The sequence below is a fragment of the Streptomyces sp. NPDC045846 genome (assembly GCF_056431605.1).
Genome location: NZ_JBWKKJ010000013.1, coordinates 108,874 through 135,232 on the forward strand (window position 1 = coordinate 108,874; position 26,359 = coordinate 135,232).

Sequence of the window (26,359 nt, forward strand, 5' to 3'; positions counted from 1 at the left end):
CCCGGCTCAGGCTCTGCAAGGCCCTGGGCGCGAAACCGCACATCAGCACGAAGAGTTCGCCCCCTCGCCACCCGAACGTGCGCCATCGGGGGCCGTTAGTCCGAGCACCTGTCCGAGCGTCACGTCAACAAGGAGGCGTCCATGCCACACCGCATGCACAGCACCGGCGACCAGGCCAAGTTCGCACAGCACCCCGGGTGCGTCGAACAGCCCGCCGCCTGCCTCCCCCATCAACCTCATCCCCCCGCCCAGGGCGCCGTCCCTGAATTGGGCGGAACACCTGCCCGCTACCGCACGGCGGTGGACACGGCCACGGTCCTGCACCGGCCGGACGGCCGGGTCCTTCTCCTGCGCCGGACCGCGCCCACGGCCGACCGCCGCCTCGTCCTGGTTGGCGGCCCGTTGGCGCGCGGCGAGTGGGCGGACGACAGCGCGCGCCGCGCGGTCGGCGCGGCTGTGGGCGTCCAGGTTGATGCTTCCGATGTGGAGTACTGCTGCACCGCGCAGCTCCAGGTCGGCGACGACGAGCGGTACCTGGTGATGCTGTTCACCGCACAGCGCTGGAGGGGCGAGCCGCGCAACGCGGGTGGCCAGGGGGAGGTGGACCTGGTCTGGGCGGAGCCGGGCGAGCCGCCCGCCGACTGCCACCCGGCCACGGGCGTCCTCCTGGACCTGTTCGTCACCGGCACCCTCCAGGCGTGCCTGCGCGTGCCGGCCCACAGCGGGCGGGGGTCGGCATGAAGAAGGACCAATCGCTGCCCGACGCAGCCGCAACCGAGGAGGTCTCGGCGTCCGAAGAGCTGCTGTTCGGTGGGCAGTTGGAATACGACATGGGCTGGAACGCGCACCATGGCGTGTGGCTCGGGCTGTCGCTGTGGTCGATGGCGCGGAACCTGCCCCGGCTCGTAGCGACGTCCGTGCGCCTGGCAGCTTTGGCGGACCGCCGGGCCTTGCGCACCGTCGCGTTGGCCGAGATCGCCTCGGGGATCACCCAGGCCATCTCCCTCGTGGCGGTCAACACGGTGCTCGCACACCTCCTGGCGGCGGGCACTGTCCCTGAGCGGATCACCCGTGCCCTGCCCGCGCTGCTCGCAGTCGCGGGGACCGGAATGGTGGGCGCGCTGTGCACCGCCGCGTCGACTGCGGCAACCGGTGCGCTGGAACCAAGGGTCCAACGCGTCGCCACCGAGCGGTACTTGACGCTAGTGGCCGCGGTCGAGCTCAAGGCCATCGAAGACGATGAGTTCCACCGCCTGCTGGACTCCGCGTCCTGGGGGGCGGACTCGGCGCGGCGGATGGTGAAGTACACCACCAACGTCGTCAACAGCCTCATCTCGCTGATCGCGGCCGCCGGCGTCCTGACCGTGCTACACCCCGCCTTGTTGCCCCTGCTGCTCTTGATGACCGTGCCCAGCGCCTGGGGCGCAATGGCCAAGGCGCGGCGCCGCTACATCTCCTTCCACAAGTTCGTACAGCACGCGCGGGCCGCCCAACTGCTCACCCGGCTGATGATCGAGCAGAGCGCAGCCGCCGAGCTGCGCCTGCACGGAATCGGGCCATGGCTGCTGCGGCACTTCCGGGGCATGGCCGACACCACCGAGCGCGAGCAGGACCGGCTCGCCCGCCAGGACGCGCGCACCGGACTACTCGCCGCCACCGCAACCGGCGCCGCGACAGCGGCGACCTTCGGAGTGCTCGGGCTGCTTCTGTGGACCGGAGCGATGGCCCTGTCCGTCGGCGGCACCGCGGTCCTGGCCATCCGCTCCGGCTCTGCCTCCCTGCGCCGGTGCGTCCTGGAGATCTCCGAGATGCACCAGGAGAGCCTGTTCGTGGGCGACTACGAGCGGCTGTGCACCGAGGCGGAGCGGTGTGCCATTCCCACCGACGGCCTCGACCTGCCAGATCACGCCGAGATCCGGTTCGAGAAGGTGTCGTTCACCTATCCCGGCAAGGACACTCCCGCGCTCAGCGACATTGACCTGGTGCTGCCCGCAGGGAAGACGATCGCGTTGGTGGGCAGCAACGGCTCGGGCAAGACCACGCTGGTCAAGCTGCTGTGCGGACTGTATTCGCCGGATGCGGGCCGGATTCTGTGGGACGAGGTGGACTCCGCGGCCGCCTGCCGGGCGCAGATCTACGATCGCGTCGCCACCCTCGCCCAAGATTTCTACCGCTGGCCCTTCACCGCCCGGGTCAACATCGGCATCGGCCGTCCGGTCGACCCATTCGACGACGAGGAGCTCATGGAGGCGGCCCGTTTCGCGGGCGCCGACGACGTGATCGCGGAGCTGCCTCGGGGACTCGGCACGCTGCTGTCGCGCGGCTACAAGGGTGGGCAGCAGATCTCGGGCGGACAGTGGCAGAAGCTGGGCTTTTCTCGTACTCACTTCCGCCGGGGTCAGGTCCTTGTGGCCGATGAGCCGACCAGCGCTCTCGATCCCAAGGCTGAGCAGAAGACCTTCGACCAGATCCGCGCTCTGGCCGACCAGGGCCAGACCGTGGTGCTGGTGACCCACCGTCTCCACAGCGTCCGGTACGCCGACATCATCGTGGTCCTGGACCACGGGCGCATCGTCGAGCACGGCACGTTCAACGATCTCATGGACCCCGTCATCGGCACCGGCGCCTTCCGCGACGCCTACCTGTTGCAGTCCAGCGCCTACCAGCACACCCTCCCCGCCCAAGCCGCCCACCTGCCCGCCGATGAGCCCACTGGAGATTCCCTGTGAGTGGCCGCCTCACCACCCGAGGCGCCGAGCAGGCCAGCACCGCGACCTGGCACGCCTACGGCCGCCACCAACTCCAGCGCTGTCCCGACATTTCCGACCCCGCCCAGTGGCACTGGGGCAATGCCGGGACAGGCCCCGGTGTCGAGGCCCTCGCCAACCTTCGGGGCCAGCGGTCCTGGCTCTGGGCTCGGCCTGCACGCCGCCCAGCTCGCCCCGGCGCGGGGCGCTGGTCGACGCCGTGGACGCCGCCCCCACACAGCACCAGCGGGCCATCGACTGCTACAGAACCCAGCCTGGCCCCGGATCGTGCTGGCCGACGCGGCCGTCACCTCGCCGACGCCGGCCCCGGGACGGCGGACATCAAGAGGCCTGCTTCTCCCCCGCTACCTGGAGTGCCCTGTGCCGCGCACACACAGCCCGGGTCGGCAGAGCAGCGCGGTCGCAGGGCGTTCCCTCCCATCCCTTACAGGTGGCCGCCGACGGTCTTTCGAGACCGACCTCGCACGCTCCCTTGTACCCCCGCTGCTCCTCACGGCAGGTCTTGCACAGGCCGTCGGTGAGAGCCTGGCCGGTCAGGAAGGTGCGGCACCCGCACTCCGTGCAGTTCGCCCGGGCGGGGCCCTGGGGAGCGAGTTCGCCCGGAGCCGTAACCGCATGGCCATCCGCAACAGGGCGGTTGTGAGACCCCGCATCGCTGGGATGCGGGGCGAGCTGGTGGAGTTGATCCGGGTGGCGTCGTCGGGCCGCGCGTCGGTCCGCGACGACTTCCGCACAGACGGCGCACGCGGAGCCGGTGGACCACATCACCCCGGCCTCGCAGTCGAGGTGGCCGCAGCCCCAGCGCGGCAGTGCCACCCCGAGCAGCCAGCGGCCTGGGTCGCGGATGTCGGCGGGGAGGGTGCCTGCGAAGCGGACGGTGAGCCGGTGGCGCAGGCGCTCGGGTTCCATGCCGTCGCGGAGCTGTCGGCCCACTTCCCGGCCGATCCGGCGGAGCACGTACGCGTTGTCGATCCGCTGGAGCAGCCAGTGGACGGGTTCGAGCACCGCGTAGATCTGCGGGCTGAGGGTAAGTTCCGGCCGGGAGCGTGTCGTTGGGGCTTCCCCGCGAGCGGGCTCTGGCGTACGAAGCGATGGCGAGGGGGGTCTGTGGGCATCCGCGCGCAGCGCGAGAACTCGCGACGGGTTCGAGTTCCGCAGCGAATCGCGATCTTTGCCGACTGACGGGCCGTCAACTACCCGAGGCTCGCCTACGGCGGGTGAGGAAAGACGGGGCTCGTTCTCGGGTCGGGCAATCTTTGGGTCTTCCTTAGACGCGAGCGATCCCGCATCAACCGGGGAACCCGATCCGTCACCAAGTTGAGGACACGGCCGTACATCGGAGTGCGTGAAAAGGGTCTGGGCCGAGGCGTCCGGGGTGGTCGTGGCGGGCTCTCCGTCGTCGTACGAGGAAGATGGAGATGACGGCGAGGACGGCGAGGACGAGAGGGGGATGTCATGGGCGATGTACTGGTTGCGGCCCTGTCCCCCGGCCCGTCGCTCCACGCTGACCCAGCCCGATGCCTCCAGGCTGTCGGCGATGGCGGCGGCGGCCGTCGCGCTGATGGGCTGCCCGGCGCGCTTGCCGGAGTGGTGGCGCAGGAACCCGGCGAGCTCGCCGAGGGTCAGCGGGATCCGTTGGGCCTGCGTGAACACCAGCACGGCGAACGCGCGCAACTGACGCGGCGTGAGGTCCTCGCAGGCCGCCACCGGGAGCCAGACGAATCGCTCGGTCGGAGCCATGGACCGGACCCGGCGGCGAGCCGTGGTGCCCGTACCGCCGGGCAGGGAACGGCGGGTGTTCTCGGAGATTTCTGACTGCCCGTCGGGGCCGAGGCTGCGCAGTTGTGCGAGACCACGTTCGACGGATGACGTTGACATGCCGATGTATGACGCGAGCGTGGCGGCCCCGGCGGTGCAGCCCTCCGGCCGCTGCCCGAGCGCCTTCACCTTCACGTAGACGGCCAGGGCGACGTCGGCGTAGAAGGCGGACTCGACGAGCACCCACGGCACCCGCACGCGCTGGCGCCGTTCCGGCTTGGCTTCTGGAGAGCCGACGGGAGTGGCCCCGGTGTGGCGGGCCACGGTTTCTTCCATGCGGGGACGGGCCGGCGCAGGGGAATGGGGCGAGGCTGGACCAGTTTGAGGCAACACTGAACCAGCCCTCGTGCTGGTAGCGATGATGTGCTCCTGGCAAGAAGGAAGAAGGCAAAACGACATCGCCGTTCGTCAGCGAGTGCTGGCGAACGTGCGGCGGGATGGAGTTAGGAGAGAGGGGTGGGGCTCACCTCATGGGCTCGGGGGATGGACGGCTGGGGGCGGCGTCGTCGGGCGATCGGGAGCGGCTGTCACCGACGTCCGCTGCGGGCGGCCTGGACGTTCAGGCGGAGGCCTTGGCCTGCGGGTGGCGCCGTCGCCGGCGAGGCAGGTCCTTTATGGCGTCGGGGAGCTCGCAGATCCACAGGCCGATGGGGATGCGGAAGGCGGCGCGTCCGTCCAGGTGCTTGAGGTCGAACGCCGCGCGTTCGGCAGGCGTGGTGACCAGGTGGACGGAGTCTTCGAGGACCCACAGCGCGGTGTCGCGCGTGGTGAGCGGATCGTCGACGGCCTGGCGGGCCGCCTCCACCGCGCTGGACTGCCACAGCTCGAGGTCCTGGCGGGCGCTGCGAGGCCGTCGGCTGCCGGGCCACACGATCTGGCAGACGAACGCGTACACGCGCAGGGCGACGACGGAGTCGTCGAAGTGAGGCTCGTACAGGATGCCTTGGTCGCGTGCCTTCCACGCCCAGGATTCGCTGAGACCGGCAGCTGATGCGACCGCACTGGCGCTGAGCTGGTTGTTTGTCACCGACATGGCCATCACTCCAGGAATACAAGGGTGGATCGTGATGACCACGTTACCTGAATTCTCGGATATCTACTGCTGTCACTAGACCCCCCGCGTGTTGCTGCCGAGTCAGAAACTGAGCACTGCCCCCTATTTGACTGGGATTCAGCACTTCACGGAAACGTTAGTTCGCTTGTTTACTCTCGTGTCAGCTGGATTGTTAGACCGACAGCGGCAGGGATCGTCCGTCAGACAGCACGTCAGCAAGTCAGTTACAGGGCAACAGATAGCGGGATACTCATCGCAACAGTGATCGGTATATCCATAGATGCAGATGTGGGTGTGGCCAGCGCAAAAGCGCTGGCCACACCCACATCTGCGATGCCGCACCAGGGCGGCTGTCAGCTCTACGGCATCGGACGCTGCGCCCGGGCCCGCCGCTCAGGACGCTGCAACTCCCCCTCGGCATGCAGTGCTTGGAGGAAGTTTTCGAGCGCCGCCGAGACCACGTAAAGCCCGCGTCGGCCGTAGTCCCGTTCTTGTAGTCCTTGGTTGAGCGTCGAGATCAAGGCATAGGCAGCAGGCCCCACGCGGAACGTCGACTGCCTGCCTGCACCCACTACGCCCATGCGGTCGTCGAGGAAGGCCTGCGCCATCTCGATCTGGGCTTCGACGTCCTCCGGGATGTGCCGCAGCGCGGCGTCCACGTAGTGCCCTTGCCCCAGCATCGTGTTCCCCGATGTACGCCGGTCCGCCTTGAGCCGTTCCTTGAGGTCCGCCAGTACCTCCGGGTCGAGCCGGAACCCGTAGCTCGTCCATGTCTCGGATCGGATCTTGGCGTTGGCGAAACTCTCGTGGACCGCTGCATGAGCCCAGGACTTGCCTGTGCGCGGACGGCGGCGCTGTGTGGACGACTCGTCCCCCGCAGCGGGTGCTTCCTGCCGGACGGGCTCGGCCGCCGATACAGGTTCGGGCTGGGGCTCCGGTTCGGTCTGCGGCTGGGGTTCGGGAGCAGGCGTACGCCGAGGAGCCTTGGGGGCGGCCACGGGCTCGGCGAGTGTGGCTGCCGCGATGGGGGCCGGTACCGCGGGCTTGCGAGCGGCAGGGGGGTCCCCCGCAGCGGCGATGGCGGAGGCAGCCGGACCTGTCTCGGTACGGGTCTCAGTGCCGCGGTCGGCGACCGCTGGGGGCGTGGGAGCAGGGGCGGGCGCCTCGCTGCCCTGCGAGGGCACTGCCCCGGCCGTTCCGGTCCTCTCGAACGCCTCGGACGACTTGGTCGGCGAGGGAGGCGTGGCCGGAAACGACGGAGCGGGCGTCGGCCGGGGCCGGGCCGGAGCTTCCGAATCCCGGTTCGCTCCCCCGAGGAAGGACCGCTCGGCGACCTGATCGGCCCCGGCGAGCAGGCCCGCCACCAACGAGTTGCCACCGGCCTTGAAGTGGTTGGGCGCCTTCTTCTTGGGCTTGGGCGCCGATTTGCGCGGCGCCGACGACGCTCCGTCGTTGACGCTAGTCAACGGGGGCCTCCAGCTCGATGAGGCCCGGGGTCTCCCACTTCTGAGCCGGCTGCTGCATGCGTTCGAGGATCTGGGTCATCAGCTGCCCGTAGAGCTTGCCGGGCGCGTGACTGGCAAAGCGGATCGCCGCGGGGACGCCGTAGGCGAAGGAATCAGAGATCCGGTTGTCGCTGCGGATGTCCGTCATGAACGGCTGGAGCTCGGCCTCCAGCATGCCGTTGCGGATGTTGACCTCTTGGGCCTTCCACTTCGACGGCGGGTTCGAACGGTTGAGCACCGCGCCCAGATACTGCGGGTCGCACTCCCCACCCGTACGGTCCTTCACGTACGCCACCGTGCCGCGTGTGGCGGCCGCGCCCTTGAGGGCGGGGTACTCGGGAACGCACACGGTCACCACGTAGTCGGCGGCGGCCAGCGCGGTGGCCGACAGCGACGAGACCGCGGGCGGGGTGTCGATGACGACGAAGTCGAACTGGTCGGCGACCTCTAGCAGCATGCGCCGGACGATCGGCGTGGCGTGGTAGCCCTTGCGATGAATGATGTCCTGAACCGACGTCATGGTCGATTCCTCGCTCGCCAGGAGATGCAGAGTACCCGCGTCCTCCCACTCGGACAGGAGTTCACTGCGGTCGTACCAGGCAGCCGCCAGATCGAGCGGCATGCCCTGCAGGCGGCCTTGCAGCACCCAGCCGAGGGAACGGGCCAGCTGCTCCCCGTCGGAAAGGTTGACACCCAGAGCGGTACCGGCCTGAGCCTGCGGGTCCAGGTCCACGACCAGGACGCGCGCGCCGGCCAGGGCCAGGCTGGCGCCCAAGTTCACGGTAGTGCTGGTCTTGCCGACCCCTCCCTTCTGGGTTGCGACGGCGATGACCTTCATCGCGACTACCGCCTCTCTGCCTCACGGCTGCTCATGACAGGTCTATTTGCGCCTGTGACACCAGGTCAGAGAACCAGGGTTGATAAGCGGCAGAGGGAAGAGGGGCTGCGTATGCCCCTTTGGTTCCCCTCTGCCCGCTATCAGAATCTGGTCAGTGATCTAGTGTCACGGGATCATTGGGGCTGACGATAACAGGATCTCTCTGCCGTCCGTAAGGCGACGCGCTGAACCGCCTGCCACGCAGGGCCACTGACGCCACGTCAGGGCAGGGCGCGGGCCTGTCAACGGCCGCGCCAGGGCATGCGGGCCGGGCTCCAATGCTGCGGCGCTCTCCCCCGTGCCCCCCCGCACGCCCCTGCAGGGCCGATGCGCGCTCGTCCGGTTGGGCATGGGGCAGTTCCACCGCCGTACGACAGTTTGTTCGACGATGCGTGCGTCGGGCGGATCGCACGGACGGCAGTCCGCCGGTACGTCAGCGCTCATGACCGTAAGCACGTCTCCTTGCCCGCGAGTCAGCCAGACGGAACGCGAGACCCCTCGTCGGCTCGCAGGTGAATCAGTGAGCAAGACAGGCTGTCAGACAGCAAGCAGGTAAGCAAGTGAGCGAGCGAGTAGGCAAGTAAGCAAGCTGGTACGGCAGTCAGCGTGTCTGTGCGTCCGACCGTCAGTAAGTACGCCCGACAGTACGTAAGCGCGTTAGCGCGATCGCACGCTGGTCCGTCAGAACGTACGCAACCTAAGCAGCAAGCTGGGCAGCAAGGCGGTCAGCTCGTCAGCTGGCTAGTTCGTTCGCAGGACAGAACGAGGGCGTGTCCGTTCGTCAGTAGGCAAGCAAGGCAGCACGTTAGCAAGCAAGCTAGTACGTCAGTTAGATGGCAAGCAATAGGGAACGTTGCGCGGTTAGTTATAGAGCAACAACACTAAGAACAAGCTAACCAACAGTGATGGTGACAGAGAACGGTGTTTATCTCGCAACATGCATCGTTATATCCAACATGACACTGCACGTGCTACTCGCCGTTGCATGGTTCGTCGCATGCATAGCATCTTCGAACGTTGTTGGTATGGATACATCTATCGTTATATTTGCAGGTCAGCGAGGCATTTCGAAGACCACTGGTGGCCCTCATGACGGCTGGCTGGGGCCCGATCTCTAGCTCGGATCTGTCGATGACGACAGAAGAACACACGAGCCTGAGCCCTACCGACGGCGTGCGGGGCTCGTCGCCATGCGCCCGGATTCGCATGCTTCTCACCTCTAGAGGGCCTGCGGCAGTAACCAACGACGTCGCGCAGCGGCCGATTCGACAGCTCGCCATCACGCGAACAACTTAGAACAGGGCGCAGGAGCGCCCGCCCAATCGGGAAGCGAGGCCGGAATCTCTCGCCGACAACCATCCGTTCGCGAGAGAAGAACAGGAGCAGTCCACCACCGCCAGCAACTCAGCGACCTCTGCCAGCCCTGCCAACGCCTCTCGCACAGCGGAGTTCTGTCCCTCAGGCGACGGCCGAACGCCTCCGCTACAGCGCCCGCTGCGCCGACAGAACACCGGCGCGCAGGCTTCGGTGTCGCATCCGGCGGGGGTGTCGGGGCCTGTTCTGCGCACGCATCCGGCAAGGAACGGAGGCCGAATCAGACGGTGGGGGGAGGGGCTGGGGCACCATACGGGTGCCCGAGTGCAGCCGTCATTGGGCGCCCATCATCCGCTCACAGGCCCCTCCTTGAGGACACTGCGGAGCACCTGAACGACCTCCGAGTCGGGTCTGGCACAGCAGAAGGCAGCCGTTTCTCCGTCGTCATACGAGAGGCTTTGGCAGGCAAGGGGTCCCCATACGAGCCCCGCTGGTCGGGTCGGAACGAAGATTAAGGGCGGGCCTCCTGCCGTGCTAACAGGTCGTCGTCGAGGGCGTACAAGTCGCGGCTGCGCGGCAGGCCTTCAACCAGTTTCAAGATCGCTTCGTGCAGCAGGCCGTTGGTGGCCAGCACGGGCATGTCACCCGTCAGTACGGGTGCGTGGTTCAGGTCGCTCACCCGGCGACCGGCCTCCGACACGATGACCGGCAGGGGAGCCACGTCCTCATAGCCCATCGAAGGACCGGCGATCATCACGGCATCCGCGCGACCCGTGACGAGATCCACACGACGCAGCCCATCGATGCCATCACGAAGACCTCCACGGGGGAGAGCAGTGAGGAGTTCCTCTGGCCAGCCGGCCGGGTTGAGTGCCTGGGGCCTTGCTCCGCGGGTGCTGGCCCGCTTGGTGACCCGGGCGCGGTGACCGGACCTCAGATCCGGGGTTTCCCCCGTCAGCATCCAGCGGTCCAGGCCCCGCCCGGCTACGACCATCTGCCGACTCATGGGCACATTGATCACCCCGACGGCGGGGCCGTGCTCGTCCTCATACGCGATGTCCTTTGAGAACGATGGCCATCGACGGGTGAATGACGTGGTGCCGTTGATGGGTTGGTGGGGTCGATGACCCCGCGTCTCCCCGCCCCCGGCAGTCGAACGCATCTCTGTGCCGTAAACGCCGTCTCCCGGCACTCTCCCGGCATGCGATGGGTCAGCTCGACCCGGACCAGTTCCTCGACGGCGAGGCTTGCCCGGCCCGGGCCGCCAAGGCGACCGCGAACTCGACCAGCTCGCGGTCGGCGGGGTGGGGCCACGCATCGGTGATCCATCGCCTCTCCGCCGTGCTGCCACAGATCGTTCCCTCGCGAGCTGACGGGAGCCGATCGGTATACCGCGGTATACCCGGCGCCCTCCGCCCGGCCGCCGGACGGCCATTCACCTCGGAAGTCGTGACGGGCACCCAGCTCGATGGGAGCGTTCCGCAGTGATCGTGACGGGGAGGGGGAGGCGGGATCGGACGACAGCTCAGGTCCACTCTCTCGACCGCTGCCGCACACCGTTCCCCTGCGGGACTTGACGGGGGCCGATCGGTATACCGCGGTATACCCGGCGCTCTCCGCCCGACGGCCGGTCGGCCCCATCCATCCCGAAGGTTGGGAGGTCTACCCACCCCGGCGGGGACCTCTCGCGGCGGCTGTGACGGGGGGAGGGAGAAGGCAGGATCGGACGACAGGTCAACCGCCGCCCCATCAGCCGCTGACGCATACCGCTCCCTTGTGCGTCTGACGGGGGCCCAGCGGTATACCGCGGTATACCCGTCGGCCCTCCAGCTCGCCAATAACTGGCCCCCGCGATCCACCAGCTGACACCCACTCGGCATCAGCCTCGCCAGGGCGCTCGCCCCGCTCGGCTGCCCAGTACCCGACCAACCCGATGCAAATGTCCGTTTACTGATCTGGCATGCTGTCCCGGTCCGAGTACCGAGAATCTCTCGGGAAGCACACGGAAACGGAGCATCATGGCTTCCTCCATCCTCGTCGTATCCACCGACCCGCAAGGGTCAACCGTCTGGTGGGCCGACCGGATCGACAATCTCCCCTTCGACTTCGCGACGGCTCACGAGGACCCCGCCAGCCTCGCCGCGCTGAAGGACCTGGGCGCCCAGATCCACGTCATCGCGAACCAGAAGGGCGGGGTGGGCAAGACCACCACCACCGTCAACCTGGCGGCCGTAGCCCATGACGTCCTGGGCGACACCGAGCAGCGGATGCACGTCTTCATCGACACCCCGGGCAGCCTGGAGAACGAGCACATCCTGGCGGCGGCCCTGGACATCGCCGACGACGTCCTGGTCCCGCTTCCGCCCGAGCCGCTCGCCTTCGACCCGACGGCCCGCACCATCAGCAAGGTGATCGAGCCGCGCGGTCTGCCGTACAAGGTCGTCATCAACGCGTGGGATCCCCGCGACGGCAAGGCCGACCGGGACGACACCATCGGGTACATCGAGGCCAAGGGCTGGCCGCGCGCGAACACCGTGATCCGCCGCTACAAGATCCACACCCGAGCGGCTGCCGAAGGCAAGGTCGTCACGCAGTACGCCGACAACGGCACCACCCTGCGCGCCCGCGAGGACTACTTCCGCCTCGCCCTGGAGCTCGGATACGGGGGCCGTCGCTGATGGCCGGCCAGCGAGTCAGCCTCGCAGGACTGGCCACCGAGACCGTCGAATCCGTCCCCGGCCGCAGTCGGCCAACGCTGGTCCACCTCCCGCCGGACCAAGTCGTCGCCACTCCGCTCAATCCGCGCCAGGACTTCAGCGAGGAGAGCCTGCGCGAGCTCGGCGAGAGCATGCGCCAGGGCCAGCTCCAGCCCTGTGTCGGCGTCACCCGCGCTGCCTACGTGAAGCTGTTCCCCGAACATGCCGAGCAGCTTCCGCAGTGTCGCGTCGTCATGGCCGCCGGCGAACGCCGCTGGCGCGCGGCCCAGCAGGCAGGGCTGCCCACCCTCGACGTTCACCTCCGCGAGGACATCGCCGAATCTCGGGTCCGATTCCTCGCCGCGGTATTGGCGGAGAACGTCGAGCGCTCCAACTTCAACTACATCGAAGAAGCCGTCGGCCTTCAGCGCATGCTGGAGCTGACGTTCAACCAGCAAGTGGAAGCGGCTGCCGCGCTCGGCAAGTCCAAGCAGTGGTTCAACCAGCGCATCGGCCTGCTGCGCCTCACCGAGCCGATGAGGGAGCTCGTCACGTCGGGCAAGCTCACGGCGTTCCGCGACATGCGGCGCTACTCGGCCCTACCCGCTGACCAGCAGCTTGCAGCCTGGGAGGCCGACCAGCGCAAGAAGAACGAGCCGAAGTCGAACCCTGCAGTTGAGGTGTCGACGACTGAACAGCAGGGTCACGAGTCCGGGACAGCCGCCGGGGGAGCGGCCAACGGGTATACCGCGGTATACCCGCCTGCGATTCCGGAGCCCGCGTCTCCCGCAGCGCCTACGACGAGGAAGCAGGAACGCGGCTCTACCGAAGGAAAGCTGGAGGGCGCGCCAGGCGACGGCGGACCGACGGCCGTCGGGTATACCGCGGTATACCCGGAGCCAGTCGCCGTACGGCCGGGACCGGAAGGTTCCCCGGGTGTGCTACCTGAGCCTCGAGGCGAGGGTGAGACTTCCGGACCTGCCGCGCTGACGAAGAAGCCGCCGGTGAAGATGCCGTGGGCGGATCCGGTAGCGGTGGCCCAGATCGTCATCGCCAAGATGACCTCCGCCGACCGCAGTCGACTGTGCGAGCTGCTGGCCGCTCACGAAGAGCGGGAGCAGCAGGGGAACATGAAGCGCCCCACATCCTGAGGTGCTGCCCCAAGGCCCCGCCTTCCTGCCGCCACACTGGCGGCAGGAAGGCGGGGCCGCTGTCGTGTGTGCCTGCGACGCACGTGGACCATGCTCCGGGGCACGGCCCACGCGCGCCGCTCACTGCCTCCCTCGCGCGGCCCTCCCGCGAGCCGTCAGCAGCCCACATCCGAAGATTTCTCGGAAGACGGCAGAAAAGTGGCCTCCAGAATGGGGGCGTAGACCGTCGAACTCGATGACATCAGTGTGAGCGGACATTCGAGGGGTTGAGGCCGTCAGGGAGGCGTACAGCGCTTCAGGCTTAGCGGGATATGGCCTTCCGATCGCAAACGGGCAGGTGAGGGCATTTAACGGAGAGACGTATCAAGCCCCTGGACTGCTGACGCCACGGCAGGGCGGGGCCGAGCACCAAGGGGCCTCCCGGTCCCCGCCAATTGTGCAGCCCGGACGACCGCTGTGGTTCAGGTCACGCTTGAGGTTGACCTTGGGTCAGGGTGGAGGCTCATCGCATCGGCAGCACGCCGAGTGAGGCACCGCGATGAGAAGGAGCCACCATCATGTCCAGCGCATTGTCCAGCCAGGCGCAGAATCGTCCCCAGCTGCAGGAGCAAATCGAGGAGCTCCTCGCATCCGGCTTCCTCAGCGCCCAGCTCCGGGTGAACGACGAGCAGGGCGAGTGGGTCGGCAGCGCCGGTGTGCGCGAGCTGGGCCACAGTGCCCAACCGCTGACCAACGGACACTTCCGTATCGGCAGCACCACGAAGAACTTCGTCGCGACCTCCGCGCTCATGCTGGTGGCCGAGGGCAGGCTCCGCCTCGACGCGTCAGCCGACGACTACCTTCCAGGGTTCGGTCTGGACCGCCAGATCACGGTGCGCATGCTGCTCCAGCACACCAGCGGCATCTTCAACCACACTGGTGAGCTCTATGAGGACGGGACGATCGTGCGAGGGGTCCCCTGGCAAGGCAAGGAGTGGGTGGAGAACCGGTTCAAGACCTACCTGCCCGAAGAGCTGGTCCAGCTGTCGTTGTCCAGGCCCGTGCGGTTCGCACCGGGCAAGGGATGGAGCTACGCCAACACCAATTACGTGTTGGTCCGGATGATCATCGGGAAGGTGACCGGCCGGACGTTCGCCGAGGAGCTGCAGCGGCTGATCGTCGGGCCCCTGGGGCTGACCGGAACCGTGGCGCCGGGCCCTTCGCCTGAAATCCCCGAACCGCACCATCACGGCTATTACCGCTACGAAGATGCAAGGCAGGAGCGGACGATCGACATCACTCGGCAGAACCCGTCCTGGGTCGGAGCCGGCGGCGACATGATCTCGACCACCCAGGACCTGCACACGTACTTCTCCGCGCTGATGGGCGGCAAGCTCTTGCCCGCCGAGCTGCTGAAGGAGATGCGTACCCCGGAGGCGACGGTTGGCTACGGCCTGGGCGTGTTCGCGCAGGAAACGGACAACGGCACCGTCTTTCACCACAACGGCGCCACCATGGGCTCAGCGGCGCTGATGTACGGCACAGCCGACGGCACCCGGACCCTGACCGCGGGACTGACCTGGGTGGACGACGCCGACCTGTCGATCGCCTCCGCATTCCAGGCCGCCCAACAGCGCTTGGTCGACGCGGTGTTCTGCGGCAGGCTGACCTGATGGGGAACGGAGTCACGATCGGGCAGGCCGCGGCGTTCGTCGGCGTCACCGTGAAGACGGTGCGGCACTACCACAAGCTCGGCCTGGTCGTGGAGCCGGAACGCGACAGCTCCGGTTATCGGCGATACGGGTCGGACGAGCTGCTGCAACTGGTGCAGGTACGGACGCTGGCCGTGGCGGGCGTGCCGCTGTCCGAGATCGGCCCCATGCTCAACGCCGACGCCGCACAGTTCGGCGCCGCGCTGTCGGACGTCGAGCGGCAGCTCACCGAACGCATCGAGGAACTCGTCACCCGCCGCGACACGCTGCACCGGCTCGCCGACGGCGACCGGGCCCTGCTGCCCGACCGTGCCTGCGTGATCCTGCTCCGCATGACCCGACTCGGATTCAGCCCTGATCACGTGGCGGCGCAACGCGAGGCGCTGGTGCTGGCCCGAGCGCTCGTACCTCAGGGGTTCGACGGCTTCCTGGCCCAGCTTGAGCATGGTCTCGACGACCCGGAGTACGTGGAGCTGGCCAAGCGTGGCCGGGAGGCGGAGAGTTGGGAACTGGACGACCCGAGGATCGAAGAACTCGCGAGTGCCATGGCCGACCGCTACCTCGCCAACCCCGCCCTGCGCGGCGACGCCGCCAGCCTGCGGGCCTGGGCCCAGGCGTCAGCCCAGTACAAGTTGATCAACAACCATCGCGAGGACCAGGCCCCGGTAGCGGCCCGGCTGACCGCACTCACCGAGGCCAAGCTCCGTGCGGCGGGCGTCCCCATGCCGCAGCGGTGACGGCATCTGGTGCGGTGATCGAGCCGGGTACCGAGTACGGCGAGGAGCCCCAGCCGATGCCGGCTGGGGCTCGTCAATGCGCTGACCGCCGGGCAACAGGTCCAGATGGTGGTGCTGTTGACGGGATGCCTCCGAGCCAACGGGCCGCCCCGGCCACGGTTCTATCTCGTACACCACTCCCGTGGACGCAACCCAGGACATTCCATGCATGCAACCGAGGCCCGGACGACACTCATTGATTAATCTTCAACCATTTTCAGCCGCCATCCGCACGGCGATCCGGCACCAGCCACGCTCGCAGCGGAGCCGCAGGATCTAAGTAGGGCGGAGCCGCCATCACCCCAGGTTGAAGCCTCCACCCTCCACATCGCCCGATCGGGCCGCACGGAGGGCACTTTGGTGCCGCCGGACCCCGGGATGCCGCCTGGCCAGCCGCTACGGCAATCCCGCATCCGGATTGGCTGAGCGGAGGCTGGCGCTCCGGCGCGTGAACCATGGCTCATTTTGATTTAACATTCAACCTGTGTAGAGGGCATGCTGATTGGAACAACAGAGACCACCACCCCGGTCTCCGGTTCAACAACCCAGTCGAGCAACGGAGATGACCCCACATGAGCCAGGCCCTGCCGCTCCGCCTTCACCACCACGCATGGATCACCGACGACCAGGAGGCCAACCGGCACTTCTACGAGGACGTCATCGGCCTGCCCCTGGTGGCCACATGGACCGAACGCGAGGTGCTCTCCGGGGCCGAACGCGCCTACAGCCACGCCCTCTACGGAATGGCCGACGGCAGCGCGCTCGCCTTCTTCCAGTTCGCCGACCCCAAGGACCAGGAGGAGTTCAAGACGGACCTCAACACCACCCCCCTGCGCCACATCGCCTTCAAGGTCGAGGTGGAGACCCAGGAAGCCATACTCAAGCGCGTCAACGCGGCCGGGTACGCCGATGCGAACGCCCACGTACTAGACCACGGCTTCTGCGTCTCGCTGTACGTCACAGACCCCAACGGGCTCATCCTGGAATTCGCCGTCGACCACCCCGACGTGGAGAAGATCGACGCCGAGCGACGCGCCACGGCACACGCCGACCTCGCCCGCTGGCTCGCCGGCGACCACACCAGCAACAACCGCTGGCGCTGACCCCTCCCGCCGGACAGACCCACCCCGCCGCCGCCGAGGAAGGTTGCGGTCCCGGTCGCTCTACCTGAAGACGGTCTTCAGGAGGGCCGTCGGGCCCCACATCCGAGGAATTCCGACAAGGCGCCCAAAAATCGACCTCCAGAACGGGGGCGTGGAGCGCCTAGCGCGAGGTGCCCGGTGTGATCGGACCTTTGGGCGGGTGAGGGGCCGTCAGGGAGCCGTACAAGCCTTTCGACCTCACTGAAGGCGCCTTTTGACGGGATGCGGGGCCGGGATGCGGGGTCTCTCCGCGTCGCCGAGCGGAACAAGGCGGTGCTGACTCGGAGGGCGTCCAGCGGTAAACCAGCGCCGTAGACCTTTGGCTGCATGCCGGTGCGGCCCTACGCCGGTCGCGGTAGCCCTCGCCACCCTCTCGTTGGATGCGCTGGTCCGATCGATTCTCCTACCGTCATTGAGGTCAGCAGGCCAAGGCCGACAGGGCTCATGTGCGGCAGGGCGCGAGTGCGCTCGGCTGCCCCCAGGGGTCGGCCCAGCCTGGCCCACCCATGTACCAAGGGAGACAGCACATGCGTATGACCCAGAAGGTCGCAGCCATGGCAGGCGGAATCGCCCTGACCGGTGGGCTGTTGGCCGGAGGTGCGGGTGCCGCGAGTGCGGCACAGGCCGGTCCGCAGGCCGCGGCGGACTGCCCGGCGGGCTACTTCTGCGTCTGGGCGGGGGCGAACTACACCGGCCACCGACAGCAGGTCGCGGGGACCAACAATGACCTGACCCAGTACTCGGTCTTCCAGAACTTCAGGTCGTGGTACAACCACGGAAGCTCGTGTGACTTCGTCTGGTACTCGGAGAAGAACCACGGCGGCTCCAGCGGGATCATCCCGAGGGGCTGGAAGGTGGCATCCGACGGCGCGTCCCACTACATAAAGTCCAACGGATGGACCAACTGCAGCTGATTCAGGGCTGGTTGAGCGCATGAACCGTGTCCAGGGGAGGTCTGACCCTGGGCGCAACCGGTCAGTGGAAGGGGCGGAGTATGTCGATGGGGCCGACCCGGCTGAAGGTCGACCTCATCGACTCGTCCGCAGGGCATCGCCGTGAACTTGCGGGGAGTTGTCCGAGCCGCGGCGACTCGCCTGCGTCCTCCCCTTACCACCCCACAAGCACGAGCGCCGGGTGCAGGTACAGCGAGGAGCCCCAGCCGACATGCGGCTGGGGCTCGTCAATGCGGTGAGCGTGGGAAAAGGTTCAGTGCGCGGTGCCGTTGACGGGTTGTCTCCGAGCCCGACGGGCCGCCGCGACCTCGGTCACCCGGGAACTGGCGGGTCAGTGCTCAAGGGTGAGGACACCTGGGCGCCAGGGCAGGCGGTCGTAGGGTCCGCCGGCGGTGGGGGACTTGCCCTGGTAGAGGAACTGCAGGTTGCAGGGGTCGATGGTCATGGTCTGGTCGGGGTTGTTGCGGACCAGGTCGCCGTGGCTGATGTCGTTGGTCCAGGTGGCGCCGCTGTTGGCCTTGCCCGCGAAGGGGTTGTTCTCGCTGGCGGCTTGCGGGGTCCATGAGCCGCTGAGGCTGGTGGCCGTGAACGAGCGGAAGTAGCGCTGCTCGTTCGCGCCCCGAGCCTCGACGATCATGAGGTACTGGTTCTGGTCCTTGACCTTGTAGACCTGCGGCGCTTCGAACAGATTCTTCACCGAGTCGCTCATGACCGTCGCGTACGAGGAGCCGAAGCTGCCGGGGAAGTTCCCGATCGGCATGCTCGCCCGGTAGATGCTGCCGTTGTCACCGGCGAAGAACAGGTACATGTTCTGGCCGTCGGCGATCAGGGTCTGGTCGATGGGGGCGGCACCCGGGATGCTGCCGGTGAACAACGGATGCGGCGCGGACCAGCCGTTGGGGTTGGTGGGGTCGCTGGAGGTGCGGTAGACGAAGGGCCACGCACCCCACTGGTAGGCGAGCACCCAGATGTTCTTGGGCGCGAAATAGAACAGCGTGGGCGCGACCGCGGCCTGGTTCATGCCGGTCTGGCGGGCCGAGGCCATGTCCGACCAGTTGGTGAACGGACTGAACGCCATCGAGCCGTACGACGAACCGGACACGTCCGATGCGTAGACCAGGTGCTTGCCGTTGTACACCACGCTGGTGAAGTCCTTCACTGACGCCCAGCCGTTCGCCGGTTGTGCCAGCGCCCCCGTCGAGGACCACCGGTAGGTCGAGGGGAGGGCGCACGTGCTGGTGCCCGTCGGAGGCGGCGTCGGGGTGGACGATCCGGAGGCGGTGAGGTTCCAGTGCTGGTGGACCGCGCCCCAGGAGTCCCAGATCTGCACGGCGGTGCCGTTGGCTGTCTGGTTTCCGGGAGTCTCCAGGGCCCGACCGCTGGCGACGTTGGTGAGCGTGTAGGAGCCGTCGCTGTTCCGGGCCGCCTTCCAGCGCTGGTTGGCGCCGCCGTTGGAGTCCCAGACCTGCATTCTGGTGCCGTTGCCGGTCCGGCCGCCCGGCTCGTCCAGGACCCGGCCGCTGGCGATGTTGGTCAGGGTGTAGGAGCCGTCGCTGTTCTTGGTGGCCTGCCACTGCTGGTTGGTGGCACCGCTGGCGTCCCAGACCTGGAGCGGGGTGCCGTTGGCGTTCTGTCCGGCGGGCTCGTCGAGAGCGCGACCGGCGGCCGCGTCGGAGAGCGTGTAGACGGCGCCGGAAGTGAGGCCGCCGTCCGGCGTGCTGCCGCTGGTGCCGCCCAGGGTGGTGAGTACCGCGTTGTAGGCGGCCTTCTTGCTGCCGTTGCCGTCGAACAGCAGCGGGTTCTCCCCGGCGCGCCAGGAGTCGCTGTCGCGGATGCCCCACACCGTGATGCCGGTGCAGCGTGCCACGTTCAGGCACGCCCTGACGGTGTTCGCGTAGACCGTCGGTGAGGCCTGCGCGACGTCCAGCTCGGTGATCTGCACGTCGACGCCGAGCGCGGCGAAGTTCGACAACGTGGTCTGGAAGTTGACGGGCGGCCCCCCGGCGCCGAAGTGGGACTGGAGGCCGACGCAGTCGATGGGCACGCCGCGGGACTTGAAGTCGCGCACCATGGCGTAGACGCCCTGGGTCTTGGCGTCGGACCAGTTCTCGATGTTGTAGTCGTTGTAGCAGAGCTTGGCCGAGGGGTCGGCGTTGCGTGCCGTGCGGAAGGCCTCCTCAATGAAGCCGTTGCCCAGCACCTTCTGGAACACCGAGTCGCGGTGCCGGCCGCTGCCGCCGTCGGCGAACGCCTCGTTGACCACGTCCCAGGCATAGATCTTGCCCTTGTAGTGGGTCATCTCCTGCGTGATGTGGTTGTCCATCACGCCGCGCAGCGTGTTGGCGTCGGTGATGGAGGAGACCCAGGTGGGCAGTTGGGAGTGCCAGACCAGGGTGTGGCCGCGCATCTTCTGGTTGTGCGCGAGCGCGTGGGCGACGATCGAGTCGGCGGGACCGAAGCGGAACGACCCCCGGGAGGGTTCGACGGTGTCCCACTTCATCTCGTTCTCCGGGGTGATCACCTTGAATTCCCGGTCGAGAAGGGTGGAGTACGTGGAGTCCCCGAGCCTGCCCGAGGCCACGGCCGTGCCGAAGTAGCGGCCGCTGCCGGCCGCTGCGTCGCCGAGGTTGGTCGGCGTGCCGGCATGCGGAGTGAGCGCGGCCTGGGCGACCAGCGGTACGGCAGCACCCGAGGCGGCGAGCACCACGGCTGCGGCGATCAGGCGGCGGGTCGCCGGACGGCGGCGATGAGAGCGGTTGGGATCTGGCAACGGCATGCCTTTCTAGGTGCGGCGGGCCCCTGATCTCGGCCCCGGTCACCCGTCAGTTGCCGCCGCGCCCACGAGAGTTGCCGTGATCGGACAGGAGCTTTTTTGCCGTGAGGTGGTTGGCCCGCCGCGAAGGTGGCCCGAGAAAGTCGCCCGTGGACGGCAACCCTTTGCGCAGCCGGTGACCACAAGGAAGTAGATCCGGCCGGTTCCGGTATCCGGATCCGCCTTTCCCCAGGCACGGTTCGCAAGGAGAACGTCTACCCATGAGCAACTCCCCGATCGGCGGACGCCGCGGGCGTCACCGACGTCGCTTGAGCGCCACCGCCTTGCTGCTCGGTGTGCCCCTGGCCGGCGTGCCGTATCTCCTGTTCTCGCAGGAGGACTCCCAGGCCGCGACGGTCGACGACAGCGCCTACTACAGGCTGGTCTCCGTGCGCAGCGGCAAGGCGATGGACGTCAACGCCTTCTCCACCGCCGACGGCACCCGCATCCAGCAGTGGACCGATCAGAACACCGCAAACCAGCAGTGGAAGCTGAAGCCCACCGGGAACGGCTACTACGCGCTCGTGAACCGAAACAGCGGCAAGGTGCTGGGCATAACGGGCGGCTCGACCGCCCAGTCGGCCGCTGCCGAGCAGCAGACCGCCACCTCATCCCCCGCCCAGGAGTGGCGCATCAGCGAGGTGAGCGGTTCCGGCGCCGTCACCTTCACTTCCCGCAAAAGCGGCCAGGTCCTGGACGTCTCCGGAGGCTCCACGGCCCAGGGCGCGGCAGTCATCCAGTATCCCGACCGGGGCACCACCAACCAGCAGTGGAAGCTGGTGAAGACGGCCGAGACCCAGGCGTCCGGGACCGGTGGCGGGCAGGCGGCCGCCGGACCGTATGTGTGGCGCAACGCCCAGGTGGTGGGCGGTGGTTACGTCACCGGGCTGGTCTTCAACCAGCGGGAGAAGGGTCTGCTGTACGCGCGTACCGACATGGGCGGCGCCTACCGCTGGGACACCGGCGCCGAACAGTGGATCCCGCTGACCGACGGGTTGGGCGAGAAGGACTGGAACCTGCTGGGCATCGACTCGCTGGCCACCGATCCCGTCGACCCCGACCGGCTCTACCTCGCGGCGGGCACCTACACCAACGAGTGGGCCGGCAACGGCGCGATCCTGCGCTCCACCGACCGGGGGCGCACCTTCCAGCGCACCGAGCTGCCGTTCAAACTGGGCGGCAACGAGGACGGCCGCGGGGCGGGCGAGCGCCTGGTGATCGATCCGGCGAACCACGAGACCCTGCTCCTGGGCACCCGCAAGAACGGCCTGTGGCGCAGCACCGATCATGGCGTGACATGGCGACAGGTCTCCTCGTTCCCCGTCAAGGACGGAGCGAGCAGCGGCGCAGGCATCTCCTTCGTGACGTACGGCCCGGCCGGCAGCAAGACGGTCTACGTCGGCATCGCCGACAGGTCCACCTCCCTGTACCGCTCCACCGACGGCGGCAGCACCTGGCAGGCCGTCTCCCGTCAGCCCACCGGCCAGCTTCCGCAGCACGGTGTGGTCTCCGGCGACGGCTCGCTGTACCTGACGTACACCAACTCCCTCGGGCCCAACGGCGTGACCGCGGGTTCGGTGTGGAAGTACACGCCGACCGGCGGGGCGTGGAAGGACGTCTCCCCGTCCAAGGGCGGCTACGGGTTCTCCGGTCTGGCCGTCGACCCGCAGAAGCCGTCCACGGTGATGGTCACCACCCTTGACCGCTGGTGGCCCCAGGACGAGCTCTACCGCACCACCGACGGCGGTACGACGTGGAAGGCGCTGGCCGAGAAGTCGGTGCGGGACGCCTCCGCCGCTCCCTACGTCGGCACCGGCATCGGGCACTGGATGACCGCCCTTGCCATCGATCCCTTCGACTCCGGGCACGTGCTCTACGGCACCGGCAACGGAATCTGGAACAGCAAGGACGCCACCGCCGCCGACCGAGGTGGCATCAGCCACTGGGCGGTGGGGGCCAGGGGGCTGGAGGAGACCGCGCTGGCGGACGCGATCGCCCCGCCCGGCGGTGCCACCCTCCTCACGTCCATGGGCGACCAGGGCGGTTTCCGCTACGACTCCCTGACCACGGTGCCCGCAGGTCGCCTGACGAACCCGCTGATGAGCAGCAGCACCGACCTCGATTTCGCCCAGTCCAAGCCCTCGATGATGGTCCGGGTCGGCCGGGGCGGCGCGCAGGACGGCGCCTACTCCACCGACGGTGGCATCACCTGGAACGGCTTCAAGGCAGAGCCGGTGGGCAGCGCCGACGGCGGCCATGTCGCGCTCGCCGCCGACGGTTCCACCCTTGTCTGGACCGAGGCCGGGCAGGTCCCGTACCGCTCGACCGACCGGGGCGCGAGCTGGTCGAAGGTCAGCGGCCTGGGCACCGACGCCCAGGTTGTCGCCGACCGCTCCACACCCGGCACTTTCTACTCGCTGTCCGGCGGCACCCTCTACGCCAGCACCGACGGCGGAGCGACCTTCACCGCCCGCGCCACGAGCCTGCCCGCCGGCCGACTCACGGCCGTGCCCGGCATCGCCGGAGACCTGTGGATCGCGGGCGGTGCCAGGGGACTGCTGCACTCCACCGACGGCGGCCGCACCTTCAGCACGCTCACGGCGGTGCAGTCCGCCTCCGCCCTCGGCTTCGGGAAGGCCGCGCCCGGCGCCTCCTACCAGGCCCTCTACCTGATCGGCACCGTGCAGAACGTCACCGGAGTCTTCCGCTCCACCGACCGGGGCGCCACCTGGCTCCGCGTCAACGACGACGCCCACCAGTGGGGAGCCATCGGCAGCGTCGGCGTCATCACCGGTGACCCCGACACCTTCGGCCGCGTCTACGTCGGTACGAACGGGCGCGGCCTCCAGTACGGCGACCCGTCCTGATCCCTGATCCCGGAACCCCCGTGGGGCCGCAGGCGCACAACGGCCTGCGGCCCCACGGCAGTTGACGGGCCGCTCGTCCAGTTCCGGCCGGGCCGGCTCCTCTCACCGGTGGCCGCAACCGCTCCGGGTCACCCGTTGCGGGCACCAGGCGGCCCCGGGGGCGGCGCACAAGGCGCCCCGGCCGGGCCGTCAACGCGCGGCCCCGTACGACCCGTTCGGTGATCGCAGCGGTCGACCTCGTCGAGGCGTGCCGCGATCACTCGCGTATCGCCGACGCGACCGACGCGACCGACGCGCCCGGATCAGCCGGGTCGACCGGGGGCGACCCGCCGGGCCCGGCTCCACCTCTACCGGGCCGGGGCGAAGGTTCCCTTGAGGGCGAAGGCGCCGCCGGAGGCCTGCGCGTCGACGCGGTAGGTGTCGCCGGTCGTCACGCGTACGCCGGTGGCGTGGTTGTACTGGCTGGCGAACTCGTGCTGCCCCGGGGGCACCGTGCGCCCGGGCTTGAGGACCCAGCGGTAGACCAGGAAGCCTCCCGACTCCTGGACCGTGACGTCGAAGTCGTCGGCAGGCAGCGTCCGCCAGTTGCCGGTGTTGCGCACAGCGCCGGTCTGGGCCACGCGCATCTCCACGGTGAGGGAGGTGAGCGGTTGGGCGACCCCGAGAACGAGATTGCTCTGGGCCCAGTAGATGGAGCTGTGCCCGTCCAGCGCACCCTCGGACCACAGCGGGCCGTTGCGGACCCTGCCGCCGGCCTGCGGTGTCGGGCGGCTGCTGCTCGCGGAGGCGCTCGGCGCCGTGCTGGTGGCGCTGCTCCCGAGCGAGGGGGCCGGACTGGCGGTGCTCGGTGCCGTGCCGCTCGGGTGGCTTCCGGGCGAAGTGGTCGGGCTGGCGGCCGGCGGCGGGACGACCGGCGCGGTGGGGCGGGGCGGCGGTGCCGGGCCCGCGACGATGTTGGCGACGGCGAGGCCGCCGGTCGCCAGGATGCCCGCGGTGGCGAAAGCGGCGAGTGCGGCCCGGCGCCCGGGCAGGGCGATGAACGGCCTGCGGTGCCCGACGGCGGGAGCGACCGTCCGCTGCTCCAGCCGTGCCACGATCCTGGCGCGGTCGGGACGGTGGTCCTCGGCCGCCTCGCGCAGCTGTCGGCTGATCTCCTCGTTCACCGCATCCTCCTTTCCGTCTCGCCGATCGCCGGTACGCCGAGCAGCCGTGTCAGCTCCGCCATGGCCTTCGAGGTCTGGCTCTTCACCGTACCGACCGAAATGCCAAGGGCCAGAGCGGTGTCCTTCTCCGACAGGTCGAAGGCGTGGCGCAGCACGACGCACGCCCGCTTGCGGAAGGGCAGCCGGGCGAGCGCCGCGCGGATGTCCAGCATGCCCGCCACGTCCGGCGCGGCCACCACCTCGGGGGCACGGGACCAGAACAGTGCGATCCGGCGCCGCTCGCGCACCGTGCTGCGAATCCGTTCCCGAGCCAGGTTGGCGACCACACCGCGGGCGTACGCGAGCGGGTGGCGGGCCGCGCGGAAGCGGTCCCAGTTCTGCCACAGCGCCACCAAGGCGTCCGCGGCGAGGTCGTCGGCGGCGTCCGTTTCGCCGGTCAGGAGGTGGGCAAGGCGGGCCAGCTCGGCGTAGTGGCGTTCGAAGAAATCGTGGAACTCCACGGACGCGTCCTCGAGCAGCATCTCCCTCGGCCGCTCCCTTTCTGCTATGTGCACGTCAATGATCGGCCCGAGCGTAACAGCGCCCGTCGCGGCGCCCGGACGTTGGCCGCCGCCGGGAGCGCTGCCGTGACGGTGGACGGAATCCACGGTCAGTGCCTGGCGAACTGGACCCGGGTGGGCTGTATGACGTCCGGTTTCACGGCGATCCCGGCCACGGTGAGCCGTTCTCCGTAGATGTCGGTGATCCTGACGGTCTCGCCGCAGCCGTTGCCGTCGGCGGCGAGGAAGTAGTTGTAGTCGGTACGCGGCAGCTGCCGCCAGCCTCCATCGGTCCGTACCTCCAGGGCGGCGACCGGATTGCGGTGCCCGATGACCTGGAGGGCGCACCAGTAGCGGCTGGAGCCGGTCTTGTACCTGAGGGAGAGCGGATTGGGCGCGACGGGGCTCAGCAGCGTCCAAGTGATCGGGAGCCGGCCCACCCGCAGGTCGGCCAGCTTGGCGAACGCCTGCTGACTGAGGTCGAGTTGACCGGGCGCGCAGGGCAGCGGGCACTCGTTGACGATCCGCACGGTGATCGAGGCTCCGTTGGCCGCCCGCACCTGCACATGCGCACCGCACGCCCGGGACGATTCGTAGTCGGTGTGGTTCATCGCGGCGATCATCATGTCGGCGGACGGACCGTACAGGCAGGCGCCGTTGCCGTCACCCGCCTCGTAGGCGGTCGCCACCCCCTGGCGGCCGACGCCGGGTCGGATGCGTCCTGCCGCGGACGCCGCCAGGGGAGCTGCGGATGCTGAGCGCGGGCTGCCCGCCGCCGAGGGTGTCGCGGCGGCGGGGTGGGAGGGCGGCGGGCTGGTGACGGGTGACTGCGCCGCGGCGGTCGGAGCACCGATCTCGGGGTCCACGGAGCCGGAGCCCGTGGGGGCCGCCGCCACGGCCGCGCCGGTGACCCGGCCGGTGTCGGCACCGCCGCTGGGCAGCAGTGCGACGGCCAAGCAGGCCAGCACCCCCAGTGCGGTCAGCATCAGCGAAATGCGGACGGCCCGTCTGTGCCCCCGGCCGCGCCGCGGCCGCGAACCGCCGTGCTTCGTTGTGCTCATGCTTGTCCGTTCGATAGACCAAGTCGTCCTTGCACCACCCAGTTGCCGCCGACGCCGAAAAGGTTGCCGTCCTTCGGGAAGCTGATTTGGTCCGGTCCGGGCCCGAGAAATGCTGTTGTGTACGGGGCGGGGCGGGGGGGATCCACTCGGCGTGATCCGAGGGACGGCTGCC

The 26,359-nt window shown here is 68.6% G+C and carries 18 protein-coding genes; 9 read left to right on the top strand and 9 right to left on the bottom strand.

Annotated features, from left to right (window positions below; translation table 11 throughout):
• The first annotated feature begins 141 nt into the window (after positions 1-141).
• Positions 142-741 (top strand): NUDIX domain-containing protein, encoded by a 600-nt coding sequence (locus tag AC07F3_RS32015; RefSeq protein ID WP_479117947.1) that lies wholly within the window; start codon positions 142-144, stop codon positions 739-741.
• Complete coding sequence (locus AC07F3_RS32020; protein WP_479117949.1) at positions 738-2,729, top strand: ATP-binding cassette domain-containing protein; 1,992 nt, start codon at positions 738-740, stop codon at positions 2,727-2,729. The genes AC07F3_RS32015 and AC07F3_RS32020 overlap by 4 nt, the downstream gene beginning before the upstream one ends.
• Positions 2,730-3,089: 360 nt before the next feature.
• Here the strand turns inward: AC07F3_RS32020 and AC07F3_RS32025 are convergent, their stop codons facing one another.
• The 5 genes from AC07F3_RS32025 to AC07F3_RS32045 all read right to left on the bottom strand — a co-directional run bounded on the left by AC07F3_RS32025 (position 3,090) and on the right by AC07F3_RS32045 (position 10,771).
• A complete protein-coding gene (locus tag AC07F3_RS32025) occupies positions 3,090-4,862 on the bottom strand; it encodes a hypothetical protein (protein WP_479117950.1) in 1,773 nt (590 codons plus the stop codon).
• 283 nt (positions 4,863-5,145) lie between these two features.
• Positions 5,146-5,619, bottom strand: coding sequence for a hypothetical protein (locus AC07F3_RS32030; RefSeq protein ID WP_479117952.1), 474 nt, complete (start codon positions 5,617-5,619; stop codon positions 5,146-5,148).
• 380 nt (positions 5,620-5,999) lie between these two features.
• Positions 6,000-7,106, bottom strand: coding sequence for a hypothetical protein (locus AC07F3_RS32035; RefSeq protein WP_479117954.1), 1,107 nt, complete (start codon positions 7,104-7,106; stop codon positions 6,000-6,002).
• Positions 7,099-7,983, bottom strand: a complete 885-nt coding sequence (locus AC07F3_RS32040) for a ParA family protein (RefSeq protein WP_479117955.1) — start codon at positions 7,981-7,983, stop codon at positions 7,099-7,101. The genes AC07F3_RS32035 and AC07F3_RS32040 overlap by 8 nt, the downstream gene beginning before the upstream one ends.
• Positions 7,984-9,847: 1,864 nt before the next feature.
• A complete protein-coding gene (locus AC07F3_RS32045) occupies positions 9,848-10,771 on the bottom strand; it encodes an inositol monophosphatase family protein (RefSeq protein ID WP_479117956.1) in 924 nt (307 codons plus the stop codon).
• A gap of 583 nt (positions 10,772-11,354) precedes the next feature.
• Here AC07F3_RS32045 and AC07F3_RS32050 point away from each other — a divergent pair.
• The 6 genes from AC07F3_RS32050 to AC07F3_RS32075 all read left to right on the top strand — a co-directional run bounded on the left by AC07F3_RS32050 (position 11,355) and on the right by AC07F3_RS32075 (position 17,706).
• Entirely contained in the window at positions 11,355-12,014 is a 660-nt protein-coding gene (locus tag AC07F3_RS32050) for a nucleotide-binding protein (protein WP_479117958.1), read from the top strand.
• Positions 12,014-13,183: a ParB/RepB/Spo0J family partition protein gene (locus AC07F3_RS32055; protein ID WP_479117959.1), complete on the top strand. Its 1,170-nt coding sequence runs from the start codon at positions 12,014-12,016 to the stop codon at positions 13,181-13,183. Before AC07F3_RS32050 ends, AC07F3_RS32055 begins: the two co-directional genes overlap by 1 nt.
• A gap of 557 nt (positions 13,184-13,740) precedes the next feature.
• Positions 13,741-14,835, top strand: coding sequence for a serine hydrolase domain-containing protein (locus AC07F3_RS32060; protein WP_479117960.1), 1,095 nt, complete (start codon positions 13,741-13,743; stop codon positions 14,833-14,835).
• Complete coding sequence (locus AC07F3_RS32065) at positions 14,835-15,611, top strand: MerR family transcriptional regulator (protein ID WP_479117962.1); 777 nt, start codon at positions 14,835-14,837, stop codon at positions 15,609-15,611. The genes AC07F3_RS32060 and AC07F3_RS32065 overlap by 1 nt, the downstream gene beginning before the upstream one ends.
• Positions 15,612-16,222: 611 nt before the next feature.
• Positions 16,223-16,753 (top strand): VOC family protein, encoded by a 531-nt coding sequence (locus AC07F3_RS32070; protein WP_479117963.1) that lies wholly within the window; start codon positions 16,223-16,225, stop codon positions 16,751-16,753.
• 566 nt (positions 16,754-17,319) lie between these two features.
• Positions 17,320-17,706 (top strand): peptidase inhibitor family I36 protein, encoded by a 387-nt coding sequence (locus AC07F3_RS32075; protein ID WP_479117964.1) that lies wholly within the window; start codon positions 17,320-17,322, stop codon positions 17,704-17,706.
• A 370-nt stretch (positions 17,707-18,076) separates the two neighbouring features.
• On the opposite strand, the gene AC07F3_RS32080 is transcribed toward AC07F3_RS32075, so the two are convergent.
• Positions 18,077-20,521, bottom strand: coding sequence for a non-reducing end alpha-L-arabinofuranosidase family hydrolase (locus AC07F3_RS32080; RefSeq protein WP_479117965.1), 2,445 nt, complete (start codon positions 20,519-20,521; stop codon positions 18,077-18,079).
• A gap of 257 nt (positions 20,522-20,778) precedes the next feature.
• On the opposite strand from AC07F3_RS32080, the gene AC07F3_RS32085 reads away from it, so the two are divergent.
• Complete coding sequence (locus AC07F3_RS32085; protein WP_479117966.1) at positions 20,779-23,424, top strand: RICIN domain-containing protein; 2,646 nt, start codon at positions 20,779-20,781, stop codon at positions 23,422-23,424.
• 347 nt (positions 23,425-23,771) lie between these two features.
• Here AC07F3_RS32085 and AC07F3_RS32090 read toward each other — a convergent pair whose 3' ends face one another.
• From AC07F3_RS32090 to AC07F3_RS32100, 3 genes are all read right to left on the bottom strand, one after another.
• Entirely contained in the window at positions 23,772-24,587 is an 816-nt protein-coding gene (locus AC07F3_RS32090; RefSeq protein WP_479117967.1) for a hypothetical protein, read from the bottom strand.
• Positions 24,584-25,108: a SigE family RNA polymerase sigma factor gene (locus AC07F3_RS32095; protein ID WP_469498833.1), complete on the bottom strand. Its 525-nt coding sequence runs from the start codon at positions 25,106-25,108 to the stop codon at positions 24,584-24,586. Before AC07F3_RS32095 ends, AC07F3_RS32090 begins: the two co-directional genes overlap by 4 nt.
• Positions 25,109-25,236: 128 nt before the next feature.
• A complete protein-coding gene (locus tag AC07F3_RS32100) occupies positions 25,237-26,187 on the bottom strand; it encodes an expansin EXLX1 family cellulose-binding protein (RefSeq protein WP_479117968.1) in 951 nt (316 codons plus the stop codon).
• Positions 26,188-26,359 lie beyond the last annotated feature (172 nt).